This window comes from Methylobacterium sp. C33D (genome assembly GCF_053345825.1).
Genome location: NZ_JBKFAV010000036.1, coordinates 25,360 through 38,511 on the forward strand (window position 1 = coordinate 25,360; position 13,152 = coordinate 38,511).

A 13,152-nucleotide genomic window follows, 5' to 3' on the forward strand; every position below is an offset into this window, starting at 1 on the left:
CTGCCGTTCGGGCCGCCGCCTGGCAGCCCGGACGGCCGCCGCGCGATGCCCGGATCCGGGCGTGGCGGCCCCGGTGGCGGGCCCGGTGGCGGGCCCCGTCCGGCTCGGCGGCTTCCGGAACGGGCGAGGGCGGTCCGAGCCCCCTCCCCGCGGCCCGGGCCGCCCGCGCGGCCTCACGCGGCGCGCCCGGCCAGACGGCGCACGTCGCCGAGAATCCGACCGTCCCGCGTCCGGCAGTCGATATGCTCCGACAGCCGGCCCGGCCGGATCCGGACCGAGGCCGGCCGGGCCAGGAACGCGGCGCGCTCCAGGAATTCCGCGGCGCTCATCGGCGCGTCCCGGCCGCCGCCGAGGCCGCGCCACCACGACACCGCCTTCTCCCGCTCGTAGCCGCTGCGCTCGGGCCGCAGGCGGACGCGCCACGACGCCGCGGCGGGACCGTCCCGCCAGCCGAGCACGAGGTCGAGCCCGTCCGGCGCGGCCTCCAGATCCAGGGCTGTGACCGGATGCCAGGCGGCCTCCCGCCATCCGGCCTCGGTCGCCGGGGCAGGGCCCGCCGGCTCGGGGCCGGGCAGCCCGGGATCCGCCGAGAGGATCGCCAGCTCGTCGTCGGCGGCGGCCTCGTGCGGGGCCTCGGCATCCGGGTCCGCCTCCGGCTCGGTCCAGCACGCCTCGCAGGTGGAGGCGTTCAGCGCGATCAGGGCGCCGCAGCCGGGGCAGGGCTTGGCGCGCGCGGCCCCTGCCCCGCCCAATCCCTGGGTGGCGCTCCGGACCGTCACGGCGTCCACGGGCCCGTGCATCCGCACCAGGCCGGCATAGTCCAGGATCAGCGCGTCGGCCTTGCCGGGCGCGCAGCGCAGCGCCCGGCCGACCTGCTGCACGTAGAGGCCGGTGCTGCGGGTCGGGCGCAGCAGCGCCACCAGATCGACCTCGGGCACGTTGAAGCCGGTGCCGAGCACACCGACCGAGGTCAGGCAGCGGATCTGTCCCGCCCGGAACGCCGCCACGATCCGGTCGCGCTCCCGGCGGGGTGTCTCGCCCGAGACGCTCTCGCAGGAATACCCCTCCGCCCGCACCGCGTCGCGCACGGCGTCCGCGTGGGCGAGGCCGGCGCAGAAGGCGAGCCAGGCCCGGCGGGCGCGCCCGTACTCGGCGAGCTCCGCGACCGCCGCCCGGGTGATCCAGTCGCGGTTGACCGCCGCCTCCAGCTCGCCCGGGATGTAGTCGCCCCCGCGCCGGCCGACGCCCGAGACGTCGAGCTGGGTGAGCGTCGCCTTGGAGACGAGGGGCGCGAGGTAGCCGCGCCGGATCAGCGTGAACGTGTCGGCCTCGTAGGCGATGCCGGAGAACAGCCGGTGCTCGCCTTCGTCGAGGCGGCCCGAATCGAGCCGGTAGGGCGTCGCGGTGAGGCCCGCCACCCGCAGCCCGGGGGTCCGCGCCCGCAGGCCCGCCAGGAAGCGGCCGTACCGGGTGTCGGCGGCGCGGGGGATCAGGTGGGCCTCGTCGACGATCACGAGGTCGCGCGGGCCGATCGCGTCGAGCCGGTCGGCCACCGACTGGATACCGCAGACCAGCACCTGCGCCCCGGCCTCCCGCCGCCGGAGCCCGGCCGAGAAGATCCCGGCCGGCGCCCCCGGCCACGACCGGGTCAGCTCGGAGAAATTCTGGGCGACCAGCTCGCGGCTGTGGGTGACGATCGCCACCCGGGCGAGGGGATTTTCTTCCAAGGCCTCCCGCGCGAGGGCCGCGATCACGAGTGCCTTGCCGGCCCCGGTGGGGAGCACGATCAGGTGGCCGGGCGCCGCGTCGTCCGCCCCTCCCCGCGCCCAGGCGGCCGAGAGCGCGTCGAGGCTGGCGCGCTGGTAGTCCCGCAGGCGCAGCATGGCGGCGGTCTAGCCGGCCGCGCCGGCCCTGTCCGTGGCGGCGCGGTCACGGCGCAGCAGGTAGATGTCCATGATCCAGCCGTGCCGGGCCCGGGCCTCGGCGCGGACCCGGCGGATCTCCTCGCCCGCGTCGCCGAGCCGGCCCGAGACCAGGATCTCGTCCGGGCCGCCGAGATAGGCGCCCCAGTAGATCGCCAGGTCCGGGTCGAGATGCGCGAAGGCCGGGTCGCCGTCGAGCATCACCACGACGCTCTCCGCCTCGGCCGGCCACCCCGCGGCGAGGCGACGGCCGGTGGTGATCAGCACCGACCCGCCGATGCCGTTCAGCGGCACGCCGTGGCGGGCGGCGAGGACCTGCACGCTGGACAGCCCGGGCACGACGCTGCGCCGGAACGGCACGCGCCCGCGGGCCAGGATGTGGTCGAGGATGCGCAGGACGCTGTCGTAGAGGGCCGGGTCGCCCCAGGCCAGGATCGCCCCCACCTCCCCGGCCCCGAGATGGGCCGCGAAGGCCGCCTCCAGCCGCTCGGCCCGGGCCGCGTGCCAGGCCTCGACGGTGCGGCCGTAATCGGCCGGGCGGCGCTCCCGGGGCGGGTCCGCGACGGTGACGACCCGGTGGGGGTTTCGGATATGGGCCGCGCAGATCCGGCGGCGGATCTCGACGAGGTCGGCGGTCTCGGCGCGCTTGTCGAGGACGAACACCGCGTCGACGTCGGCGAGCGCCCGCACCGCCTGGAGGGTCAGGTGCTCGGGATCGCCCGTGCCGATGCCGATGACCCGGATCTGCCTGTCCTGCATGCCGTCCTCCGCCGGGGCGGGGAGGGCCGGCGCCGGCCTCCCCCTACAGGCGCGCGTCGGCTTTGGCGAGGATCGCCCGGGCGATGGTCAGGTCCTGCAGGGCGATGCCGGAGGAATCGAACACGGTGATCTGGTCCCGGTCCGCCCGGCCCCCCTCCCCGCGCCGCAGCACGGCGCCGAGCGCCGTGAGGCTCGCCTGAGCCTGCGCGGAGGCGTGCTGGAACTCGCCGATGGTGCGCGACTGCTCCGGCAGGTCGCAGAACAGGGCCGCGCGCTCCAGCAGGGCGGGGGGCAGCTCCTGCTTGCCCTTGGCATCCGCGCCCATGGCGGCGACGTGCGTGCCGGGACGGACCCAGTCGGCCTCGAACAGCGGCGCCCGGGCCGGCGTCGCCGTGACGATCACGTCGGCCGCCGCGCAGGCCTCCCGGGGCGCGGCCGCCCGCACGTCGAGCCCGGACGCCCCCTGCCCCGCCAGCCGCTCGGCAAAGGCCGCGACCTTGGCGGCGTCCCGGGCGACGACCAGGACCGTCCGGATCGGCAGCACCCGGGCGAGCGCCGCGCACTCGAACTCGGCCTGGTTGCCGGCCCCGAACACGGCGAGCACCGCCGAATCCGGCCGCGCCAGGACGCTCGCCGCCACCGCGTCGGCGGCGGCGGTCCGGTAGGCGTTCACCCGCCCGGCCTCGATCACCGTGTCGACCCGGCCGACGGCCTGGTCGAACAGCAGGATCACCGAATTGTGCCGCGGCAGGCCCCGCTCCGGGTTGCCGGGCCAGAACGAGCCGACCTTCAGGCCGGCATAGTCGGCCGTGGAGCCCGACTTGATCGAGAACCGGTTGGTCGGCTCCGAGCCGTGCCCGAGCACCGCCGGGAACAGGGTGGTGCCCGGCGCCACCGCGGCGATCAGCGCCGCGCGGGCCGCCTCGAACGCCAGGGCGTGATCGACCAGGGCGGCGGAGTCCTCCTCGGAGATGAAGCGCATGGATTCAGGGGCCTCCCACGTCATGGTTTCGAAAGGTCGAGACCTTTCGCGGGTGCAGGGCGGAGCCCTGACCTCGAGCGGATCGGTGTCGGGGCGCCGCCCCGACACCCCGCCGAAGGGCCTCGGCCCTTCGGAATCCCCTACAGGGTCATGCCGCGGGCGGTGACCGGCCAGATCGCCTCGACGCGGCCGTTCCGCACGCCCACGTACCAGTCGTAGACGTTGACCGTCGGGTCGCAATGGCCGGGGATCAGCTTCAGGCGCTCGTTGAGCTTCAGCACGTTGCCGGGATCGCTGATCACCCCGTGCTCGTCCGAGCACTTGACGTACTCCACGTCGTCCCGGCCGAAGACCACCGGCAGGCCGCTGTCGATGCTCTGCGCCTTGAGGCCGGCATCGCAGATCGCGACGTCCGCCTTCGCCTTGCTCATGATCGCCGTGTAGATGAACAGGCTGTTCTCGAACTCCGCGATCGGCCGCCCGTCCGCGTCCTTCACCCGCTGGTAGTCGGCGTCCATGAAGACGTAGGAGCCGCATTGCAGCTCGTTGTAGACGCCGCTGCCGCCCTCCATGGCGAAGCTGCCGGTGCCGGCCCCCGCCACGATGGCGCAGTCGAGCCCCTCGGCCTTGAGCAGGTCGACGGTGCGCTTCGTCTCGTCGATCGCCGTCTGGATCAGGGCCTTCCGCTCGCCGAAATCGCGCACGTGCTGGGCCTTGCCCTGGTAGGCCTGCAGGCCCGCGAAGCGCAGGCCCGGCGCCGCCGCGATCTTCTGCGCGATCGCCACGGCGGGCTCGCCCGGCGCGACGCCGCAGCGGCCGGCGCCGACGTCGATCTCCACGAGGCACTCGAGGGTGACGCCGTACCGGACCGCCGCCGCCGAGAGGTCGTCGACGTTGCCGAGGTCGTCGACGCAGACCAGCACCCGCGCCCGGGTGGCGAGCGCCGCGAGGCGCTCGATCTTCTTCGGCGCCACCACCTGGTTGGAGACCAGCACGTCGCGGATGCCGGCGCTCACCAGCGCCTCGGCCTCGCTGACCTTCTGGCAGCAGACGCCGCAGGCCCCGCCCCGCTCGATCTGCAGGACCGTGATGTCGGACGACTTGTGGGTCTTGGCGTGCGCCCGGTGGCGCAGGCCGTGCGCCTTCATGAAGCGTCCGAGCGTGTCGACGTTGCGCTCGAGGGCGTCGAGGTCGACCAGCAGGCAGGGGGTGTCCACCTCCTCGACCGGCATCCCGACGGTGGCGGGGATGTTGTTGCGCATGGTGTGTCCTCCTGAACGCGTGCGGATCTCGTGGGGGGCCGGGATTACGGGGCGAGGCCCAGAAGCTCGGCGATGCGCGGCGTCGCCTTGATGCCGGTGCCGGTGAGCACCACCACGGTGGTCTCCTCGGGCCGGATCGCGCCGCGCGCGGTGAGGTCGGTGAGCGCCGCCGCCGCCATGGCGCAGGTCGGCTCGACGTAGAGGCCCGAGCGGGCGAGCTCCATCAGGGCCGCCTCGATGGCCTCCTCGGAGACCGCCACGGTGCCGCCGCCGGAGCGGCGGAGCGCCGCCAGCACCTCCCGGCCGCGGACCGGCTGGGCGATCGAGGCGCCTTCCGCGAGGGTCGGGCGGGGCGTCACCGGCAGGAAATCCTCCGCGCCGGCCTCGAAACCCGCGTGCAGGGGCGCGCAGTGGGCCGGCTGGACCGCGTAGAGCCGCGGCAGGCGGGCGATCTCCCCCCGGCGCAGCAGCTCCGAGAAGCCGATATCGCAGCCGAGGATGTTGCTGCCGGCCCCGCACGGGATGATCACAGCGTCGGGCGCGGTGAAGCCCAGATCCTCCCACAGCTCGTAGGCCAGCGTCTTGGTGCCCTGGAGAAAGTGGGCCTGCCAGTTGTGGCTGGCGTAGAAGATCGACTCCGCCTGGCCGACCGCGGCGTCGGCCGTGTCCTGGCGGGTGCCGGGGACCAGCTCGACCTCGGCGCCGGCGGCCCGCATCTGGACGGTCTTGGCCGGCGAGGTCGAGGCCGGGACCAGGATCTTGGCCCGCATCCCGGCGGCGGCCGCGTAGGTCGCCACCGCGGCGCCGCCGTTCCCCGAGGAATCCTCCAGCACCGCGTCGATCCCCTGCTGGCGCAGGATCGACAGCATCACGGCGGCGCCCCGGTCCTTGAAGCTGCCCGAGGGCGCGAACCACTCGAGCTTGAAATGGGCGTGGCCGCCCCGCCAGGGCCGGCGCACCAGCGGGGTGCAGCCCTCCCCCAGCGTGACCGGGTCGGCCACCGCCACCGGCAGGGCGGCGGCGTAGCGCCAGAGGGAGCGCCGGCCCGTGTCGATCTCCGCCCGCCCGAGCCCCGGCAGGTCGGTGATCATCAGCGGACCGCCCGTCTCCGAGCGCCAGCGCGGCGTCCCGATCGGGTAGGTCGCCCCGGTCGCGGGGTCGAGATAGGCGGGAGACGAGGGCATCGCGGCTCGGTTTCCGGGGGTGGTTCGGAAAGAGAATACAAAATAATCTGCGGCGGCGCGCCCCCCCGTCCGGGGATGGGACAGCGCGCCGTGCTGCCCGTCGGGGCTCCGCCCCGACAACCCGCCGAAGGGCCTCGGGCCCTTCGGAAATCCGGGTCAGGCCGCGAGCGGCAGAACGGTCCGCTCCGGCGCGTGCTCGGCGGCGATCGCCCCGGCCACGAGCTCGGCGGTGGCGCCCGAGAGGGTCCAGCCGAGATGGCCGTGGCCTGTGTTGTAGAAGACGCCCGGCAGATGCCCGCGGCCGACCCTGGGCAGCATGGTCGGCAGCATCGGCCGAAGGCCGCTCCAGGCCACCACCCGGTCGGTGTCGACGCGGGGGAACTGCTCCCGGGTCCAGTCGACCAGCGGCTGGATCCGGTCGTGGCGGATGTCGCGGTTGAAGCCGTTGAACTCGGCGGTGCCGGCGACCCGCAGGCGCTCGTCGCCGAGCCGGCTGGTGACGATCTTGGCCGCCTCGTCGAGGATGCTCACCTCCGGGGCCGCCGCCTGCGCCTCCGGACTCAGCAGGTTCACGGTGATCGAGTAGCCCTTCACCGGGTAGACGTTGACCCGGTCGCCCAGCATCGCCGCGAAGTGCCGGCTGGCGCAGCCCGCGCAGATCACCACCGCGTCGGCCCGCAGGACCCGCGCGTCGCCGGCCGGCTGGCCCGCGTCGCGCCAGCGAACCGCGTAGCCCCCCTCCCCCGGCGCGATGGTCTCGACGCTGGCGTCCTGGACGAAGCGGACGCCCTTGCGCGCGCAGGCGGCCGCGAGGCCGCGGGTGAATTTGTGGATGTCGCCGGTGGCGTCCGAGGGCGTGAAGAAGCCGCCGTGATAGCGCCCCGCCAGCGTCGGCTCGATCGCCCGGATCTCCTCCGGGGTCACGGCGTAGCGCTCCAGGCCGCCCTCCCGCAGCAGGGCGTTGACGGCCGTGGCCTTCTCGAAGCTCGCCCGGTCCCGGTAGAAGTGCAGGATGCCGCGGGTCTTCAGGTCGAAGTCGATCCCCTCGGCCTCGGCCATGGCGAACAGCGCCTCCCGGGCCTGCAGGGCCAGCCGCACCGTCTCCACGGTGTTGGCGCGGTAATGGGCGATCTCCCGGACGAACGCCGCCATCCAGGACAGCTTGTGCCAGGAAGGCTTGGGATTCATCAGCAGCGGCGCGTCCCGGCGCAGCATCCAGCGCAGACCCTGCATCACCGTGGAGAGCTTGTTCCAGACCTCGGCGTTGCAGGCCGAGAGCTGGCCGCCATTGGCGAAGGAGGTCTCCATGGCGGCGTAGCGCTGCCGGTCGAGGACGGTGACGCGGTAGCCGCGCTGGGCGAGCGCGTAGGCGGTCGTCACGCCGGTGATGCCGGCGCCGATCACGGCGATGTGGGTCATGGGCTTGGTCTCCGGGACTGGACGCGTGGAGGCCGTCCGCGAGCGGTCGGCCGGTTGCGCGCCCCATCTGTCCCGGTGCCTGAGAGCTTGATCCGACCCGCCCTGGCGAGGCGCGGCACGGACGTCCCCTTCGGCGGGTGCCCACGGGCTCCACCCGCTGCACCGCTCTCCAGATCGCCCTGACGACACGGTTCCGGTGCCTGAGAGTTTCCGGGGCGGTTGCTCCGTCGGCGCCGGGTCCCCTCTGTGGGAAGATCCCGGTCTCTCCCGCATCGTCACGATGGGCTGATCCTGGATACGCCGATCGGCCGCGGGGGAGAAGCCTGCCGGTCCCGCCGGCGACCGATTCCGCCGACAGCCGCTGCGCGTTGTCACCGCCGGGTCACCGCCGGGTCATTCCCGAGTCGTTCCCGAGTCGTTCCCGGATCATCGCGGGAGCGATCCCCGCCGCCGGCGGTTGACCCGGGGGTTTGACGGGGACTTCCGGGGAACGGCCGATGCTGACCAGGACCGCGATCTACGAGGGCACGGTGCGCGACGGGCGGGAGGAGGAGTTCTTCCGCCGGGTCCGGGACGAGCTCGAGCCGTTCTGGCGGCGGTTCCCGGGCGTCACCGCCGTGCGGGTCCAGCGCCTCGTCTCCAGGGACGCCGACGCGCGGCCGATCACCATGATCCTGGAGATGGACTTCCCCGACCAGGCGGCCCTGGACGCCTGCCTCGCCGCGCCGATCCGCCCGGAATCGCACGCCGCCACCGAGGCGGTGATGCGGATGTTCGACGGCCGATTCTACCATCTGGTCAGCGCCGGACGGACCTTGCCGCTGGCGGATCAGGATCCGGTCGCGGGAGGGCAATGACCGTCCATATTCGGCGCCGAATTTACCGCACATAAACCTAGATCGACAGATCTGTATCTTTCAAGGACAAAACTATCCGCCTACACACCAGTCGAACCAACCCTCTTAAGGGTCTCGGGGCACGTTGTCCCCGAGCGACACCCTTCTTGTTCAGGCGGACGGCGCGATGGCGAAGTGGATTCCTGGCGCGGCCGTCTTCGGTCTCCTGTGCCTGATGATCATCCCGGCCCCCGGGATCTGGGGCGTCCTGATCGGGGCCGCCTGCGTGCTCGCCATCATCGGCAGCCTGTGCATGCTCGCCCTCGATCGCGTGGCGAGCGCGATCCTGGTCTGGCGCCAGCGGATGCGGGCGCGACGCCCGAGCCCGAGCCGGAGCCGGGTGGTCCATGCCGGCTCCAGGATGACCCGGAAGGTCTGAGCCTCCGGCGGCGCGCTGGGGACTGGATTCCCCGCGGCATCGGTGCAAGGTCCCGGCGCCGCGATCACGGCGTCAAGACTCACCGGGACGGTCCGATGAAGCTCCTCTACTCCCCCGCCTCGCCCTATGCCCGCAAGGTGCTGGTCCTCGCCCACGAGACGGGACTGATCGACCGGATCGCCGTCACCGTCGCGGGCGCCTCGCCGACCGGCCCCTCCGCGGAGGTCGCCGCCCACAATCCGCTGGGCAAGATCCCCGCCCTGGTGCTGGAGGACGGCACCGCCCTCTACGACAGCCGGGTGATCTGCGAGTATCTCGACGGCCTCTCGTCCGGTCCGCGCCTGTTCCCCGAGGGCGCCGCCCGCTGGGACGCGCTGACCCGGCAGGCGCTGGCCGACGGCCTGCTCGATGCGGCGCTGCTGACCCGCTACGAGCGGGCGCTGCGTCCCGAGCCCCAGCGCTGGGACGCCTGGGAGGCCGGTCAGGTCGGCAAGATCCGCGCGGCGCTGGACCGGTTCGAGAGCCTGGCCGGCGGGCCGCCGGCGCTGGATATCGGCACGGTCGCGCTGGGCTGCGCGCTCGGCTACCTGGATCTGCGCTTCCCCGATCTCGCCTGGCGGGAGGGTCGCCCGGCGATCGCCGCCTGGTACGCGGCGTTCGCGCGCCGCCCGTCCATGGAAGCCACCGTGCCGAAGGCCTGAGGCTCCCGCCGCGCCGGGCCCCGCTACGGCGGGGCCCGGTCGGCGAGCGCGTAGGGATGGGTCGATCCGAGCGGATCGGCGAGGAAGTCCTGGACCGTCCCGGCGCCGGTGCCGAAGGTGATGAGCAGGAAGCCGCCCGCCAGGGCGAAGTTCTTCAGGAAGTCCCAGAACAGTTCGCGGCCCTTGCCCCCGGCCCAGAAATCCCCCGGCACCCAGAACTGCTTCCACAGCAGCGCCGTCACCCCGCAATAGCCGGCGAGCACGAAGGCGGCGGCGCGGTCGGCGGTCCCGGTCAGGATGCAGAGCGACATCCCGATCTCGACGCAGAGCCCGATCAGGATCAGCGCCGCCGCGGGCGCCGTGGCGTGCACGGCCTGCCGCGCCTGCCCGACCGCGCCCCTGAAGTTCAGGATCTTGTCGAGGGCGCTGAACGGCAGGAACAGCAGCACGAGGAGCAGGCGGACGCCGAACGCGATCGCGACGCTGAGGCTGGCCATGCGCTGAACGGTCTCCCCCAACCCGCCCGGCCCGCCGATCCAAGGCGCTGAAACAGGGCGCTGATCCAAGCCGCGAGCGGCGCAAAGGTTTCCTTGGCTACGCGCCGGCGCCGCCCGGCACGCCGCGCTTCCGCGCCCGAGGGTGGCATCGCGGCAACAATGGTTCAAGCCGTTTCGCGCAAATGACGGAGCGCTGGATATTTCTGAAATTTGGATCCATCTTCCAATGTATAGATAGATCGACACCCGTGCCGCTTCTCGATGATTTCATGATCATTATTCAACATCGACTCGGTCCAATCGCATAAATCTTGACAGGCGCGCGCTCTTCATCGCTCGATTCCTCGACGGTTCCCCCCTCGACCCGCGGCGACGATGCTTGCCAGGGCGCCGGGCGGGGGAACCGAGCCCGTGAGAGTGTCGAGTCTTGACCATGCGCATCGCGATCATCACGCCGTCGCGGCTCAGGCCCTCGACCCTGGCCGGCAAGGCCGGCCAGTACTTCCTGGAACACGCGATCGAGAGCGCCAACGCCCAGGAGATCGACCGGCCGGTCACGCTCCACTTCTTCGTCGGGATCGATCCCGGGACCGAGATCCCGGCGCGGCTCGCCGCGCACCCGCAGGTCACCTTCGCGCGCGGCGCGCGCAGGGGGCAGATCCCGGCGCTGAACGCCGCCATCGGCGCCGTCGACGACGGCTGGGACCTCGTCGGCTTCCTCGAGGACGACGACCGCTGGCTGCCGCCCTATCTGGGCGTCGCCGTCCGCGCCCTGGACAGCTTCGATTTCGTCTCCTCGACCCAGCTCGAGGTGGACGAGACCGGCGAGGTTGTGCGGATCAACGATTTCGCGACGCCGTCGGGCTGGCTGATGCGGCGCACCACCTTCGCGCAGGTCGGCGCGATCAGCCCGGCCTCGAAGTGGCACTACGACAACGAGTGGCTCGGCCGCCTCGCCGAGACCGGCCTGCGCCGCGCCCACCTCGTCGAGGCGACCGCGCCCGTCACGCTGCAGGACGCGGCCCTGGTCCGCCCGTGGCTCGCCAACGTCCTCCAGCTCGGCGGTCCCAGCATAGCCCTCGCGCGCCACGGCTTCGTCCTGCCGCTGGTGTGCCGCCTCGTGCATCCGGGCTCCGGAAGCTCGGATGTCGGCCAGGGCGGGACGTCGCGGGCCGAGAGCGAGGCCGAGTACCGGCGGCTGGTCGACCGCTTCGGCCGCATCCCCTGGTGAGATCGCCCTGGTGAGATCGCCCTGGTGAGATCGCGCCGCGCGGCGGAGGCTCAGCGGACCGGCGGCGCGCCCGACCGGCGCGGAGGCCGGTTCAGCCCGGGTGCGCACCCTGGGACGCCGGCGCGGGGCCGGTCACGCAGGCGCCGATCAGCCGCCGCACGAAGCCCGCGCAGGCCTCGAGTTCGTCCCGGGTGACGTACTCGTCCGCCCTGTGGGCGCGCGCGATCGAGCCCGGCCCGATCACCACGGCCGGCACGCCGCCGAGCCGCTCGAACAGCCCGCCCTCCGTGCCGTACGAGACCTTGGCGTGGCCGTTGCGGCCCGCGAGGCGCTTGGCCAGGGTCACGATCTCCGCCTCCGGATCGGTGTCGAGGCCCGGGTAGTCGATCAGCGGCTCGACCGCGACGCCGCAGGCCGGATCGCCGGCCCGCATCAGCGGCGCCAGCGTCCCGGTGGCGTAGGCGATCGCGGACGCCGCCAGCGCGGCGGCATCGTCCGCGCCGATCGCCCGGTACTCGAACTCGACGCTGCAGGTGTCGGGCACGATGTTGAGCGCCGATCCGCCCCGGACCACGCTCGACAGGCCGGTGGTGTGGGGCACGTCGTAGAGCGGGTCGCGGGCGCCGTCCCGGGCGATGGCCTCCGCCGACAGGCGGACATGCTCGATGAAGCGGGCGGCGTACTCGACCGCGTTGACCCCCTGGGGCGCCAGGGCCGAGTGGCTGGCCTTGCCGCGGAAGGTGAGGCGGGCGGCCGCCTTGCCCTTGTGGCCGACCACCACGTCCATTCCGGTCGGCTCGCCCACGAAGCAGCCGAGCGGCCGCGGCACGCGCTCGAGCATCCGGGCGATCAGCGGGCGCACGCCGAGGCACCCGATCTCCTCGTCGTACGAGATCGCGAGGTGGATCGGGGTGGCGAGCTCGGCCGCGACCATCTCGGGCAGGAGCGCGAGGCAGACCGCGAGGAACCCCTTCATGTCGGAGGTGCCGCGCCCGTAGAGCCGCCCGCCCTCCTCCCGCAGGGCGAACGGGTCCGACGACCAGGGCTGGCCGTCGGTCGGCACCACGTCGCTGTGGCCGGAGAGCACGTAGCCGGGGCAGGTCTCGAACGGTCCGACGCTCACCAGCAGCGCCGCCTTCCGGCCCGTCGGATCCGGCACCCGCTCGACCGCGGCGCCGTGGCCGCGGCAATAGGCCTCCGCCCAGTCTATCAGCGGGAGGTTCGAGCGGGCGCTCACCGTGTCGAAGGCGACGAGCGTGGCGAGCAGCGCCGCCGGATCGGGCGTGCCGGGGCGCGGCGTGGCGGTCTGTGCGGGCTCTGTCATGGATCCCATGGCGTGGCGAGGTCTTGGCCGGGTCTTGGCCGGGTCTTGGCCGGGTCTTGGCCGGGTCTTGGCCGGGTCTTGGCCGGGTGTTGGCCGGGTCGCGGCTGGCGTGCCGACCCGCGCGAATCGGTCTCGAGGGCGCGCGGAGTCCCAGGGGTTCTCGGCGCTTCCGGGGTTCCGGGCAATGCCCGAGCGGCGTCCCGGAACCGGGGCGCCGCTCGGGCGTAGCCGCCGGTGAAGCCCCTCAGGTCGCCCGTCCCGGAGCCCCGACCATGCGTCCCGGTCCCGCCCCGATCCTCGCCGCCCGCCTAGGGACGCTCCTGCTGCCGACGCTCCTGCTGCTGGCTTCCCCGGCCGAGGCCCGCCGACAGGCCGGCGCCCCCGCCGGGCGACCGCATCACCGCGCGGCCTCCGACATGGATCTGACCCTCACCCGCATGGCGGCGCGCGACCGGCCGCGCTGGCGGGTCTGGCAGCAGCCCCGGCCCCTCGCCCGCATGGTCGCCCCGGCGACGCGCGAGCGGGTCGCCGCGCCGCCGTTCACGGGGTGGGGCTACGGCGGCACCGTCCCGGATGCCGTGCCCGGCTTCTGAACC

13 protein-coding genes and 2 riboswitches are annotated in these 13,152 nt (G+C 73.5%); of the genes, 5 read left to right on the forward strand and 8 right to left on the reverse strand.

Going from position 1 to position 13,152, the window contains the following annotated elements; translation table 11 throughout:
- Positions 1 to 173 precede the first annotated feature (173 nt).
- The 6 genes from ACLBXO_RS24255 to ACLBXO_RS24280 form a co-directional block, all read right to left on the reverse strand.
- Complete coding sequence (locus ACLBXO_RS24255) at positions 174 to 1,883, reverse strand: DEAD/DEAH box helicase (protein WP_447686968.1); 1,710 nt, start codon at positions 1,881 to 1,883, stop codon at positions 174 to 176.
- 9 nt (positions 1,884 to 1,892) lie between these two features.
- Positions 1,893 to 2,681, reverse strand: a complete 789-nt coding sequence (gene cobF, locus ACLBXO_RS24260) for a precorrin-6A synthase (deacetylating) (RefSeq protein WP_447686969.1) — start codon at positions 2,679 to 2,681, stop codon at positions 1,893 to 1,895.
- Between the two features lie 43 nt (positions 2,682 to 2,724).
- The gene (locus ACLBXO_RS24265) at positions 2,725 to 3,663 is read right to left on the reverse strand and encodes an ornithine cyclodeaminase family protein (RefSeq protein WP_447686970.1); all 939 of its coding nucleotides are present in this window, start codon (positions 3,661 to 3,663) and stop codon (positions 2,725 to 2,727) included.
- A 140-nt stretch (positions 3,664 to 3,803) separates the two neighbouring features.
- The gene (locus tag ACLBXO_RS24270) at positions 3,804 to 4,925 is read right to left on the reverse strand and encodes a DSD1 family PLP-dependent enzyme (RefSeq protein WP_331318848.1); all 1,122 of its coding nucleotides are present in this window, start codon (positions 4,923 to 4,925) and stop codon (positions 3,804 to 3,806) included.
- A gap of 44 nt (positions 4,926 to 4,969) precedes the next feature.
- Positions 4,970 to 6,109 carry a pyridoxal-phosphate dependent enzyme gene (locus ACLBXO_RS24275; protein WP_331318846.1) on the reverse strand — a complete coding sequence of 380 codons (1,140 nt, stop codon included), beginning with the start codon at positions 6,107 to 6,109 and terminating at the stop codon, positions 4,970 to 4,972.
- Between the two features lie 156 nt (positions 6,110 to 6,265).
- Entirely contained in the window at positions 6,266 to 7,528 is a 1,263-nt protein-coding gene (locus ACLBXO_RS24280) for a D-amino acid dehydrogenase (RefSeq protein WP_447686971.1), read from the reverse strand.
- 65 nt (positions 7,529 to 7,593) lie between these two features.
- Positions 7,594 to 7,703: riboswitch (glycine riboswitch) on the reverse strand.
- 3 nt (positions 7,704 to 7,706) lie between these two features.
- Positions 7,707 to 7,808: riboswitch (glycine riboswitch) on the reverse strand.
- A 217-nt stretch (positions 7,809 to 8,025) separates the two neighbouring features.
- On the opposite strand from ACLBXO_RS24280, the gene ACLBXO_RS24285 reads away from it, so the two are divergent.
- The 3 genes from ACLBXO_RS24285 to ACLBXO_RS24295 all read left to right on the forward strand — a co-directional run bounded on the left by ACLBXO_RS24285 (position 8,026) and on the right by ACLBXO_RS24295 (position 9,504).
- Complete coding sequence (locus ACLBXO_RS24285; RefSeq protein WP_447686972.1) at positions 8,026 to 8,385, forward strand: hypothetical protein; 360 nt, start codon at positions 8,026 to 8,028, stop codon at positions 8,383 to 8,385.
- Between the two features lie 166 nt (positions 8,386 to 8,551).
- The gene (locus tag ACLBXO_RS24290; RefSeq protein WP_331318842.1) at positions 8,552 to 8,803 is read left to right on the forward strand and encodes a hypothetical protein; all 252 of its coding nucleotides are present in this window, start codon (positions 8,552 to 8,554) and stop codon (positions 8,801 to 8,803) included.
- Positions 8,804 to 8,898: 95 nt separating this feature from the next.
- Positions 8,899 to 9,504: a glutathione S-transferase N-terminal domain-containing protein gene (locus ACLBXO_RS24295; RefSeq protein WP_331318840.1), complete on the forward strand. Its 606-nt coding sequence runs from the start codon at positions 8,899 to 8,901 to the stop codon at positions 9,502 to 9,504.
- Between the two features lie 23 nt (positions 9,505 to 9,527).
- On the opposite strand, the gene ACLBXO_RS24300 is transcribed toward ACLBXO_RS24295, so the two are convergent.
- Positions 9,528 to 10,001 carry a DoxX family membrane protein gene (locus ACLBXO_RS24300; RefSeq protein ID WP_331318838.1) on the reverse strand — a complete coding sequence of 158 codons (474 nt, stop codon included), beginning with the start codon at positions 9,999 to 10,001 and terminating at the stop codon, positions 9,528 to 9,530.
- 433 nt (positions 10,002 to 10,434) lie between these two features.
- Here ACLBXO_RS24300 and ACLBXO_RS24305 point away from each other — a divergent pair, with 433 nt between their 5' ends.
- Positions 10,435 to 11,232 carry a glycosyltransferase family 2 protein gene (locus tag ACLBXO_RS24305; RefSeq protein ID WP_331318837.1) on the forward strand — a complete coding sequence of 266 codons (798 nt, stop codon included), beginning with the start codon at positions 10,435 to 10,437 and terminating at the stop codon, positions 11,230 to 11,232.
- A gap of 91 nt (positions 11,233 to 11,323) precedes the next feature.
- On the opposite strand, the gene argE is transcribed toward ACLBXO_RS24305, so the two are convergent.
- Entirely contained in the window at positions 11,324 to 12,556 is a 1,233-nt protein-coding gene (argE, locus tag ACLBXO_RS24310) for an acetylornithine deacetylase (protein ID WP_331318960.1), read from the reverse strand.
- A gap of 272 nt (positions 12,557 to 12,828) precedes the next feature.
- On the opposite strand from argE, the gene ACLBXO_RS24315 reads away from it, so the two are divergent.
- Positions 12,829 to 13,149, forward strand: a complete 321-nt coding sequence (locus tag ACLBXO_RS24315; RefSeq protein ID WP_331318836.1) for a hypothetical protein — start codon at positions 12,829 to 12,831, stop codon at positions 13,147 to 13,149.
- Positions 13,150 to 13,152: the final 3 nt, after the last annotated feature.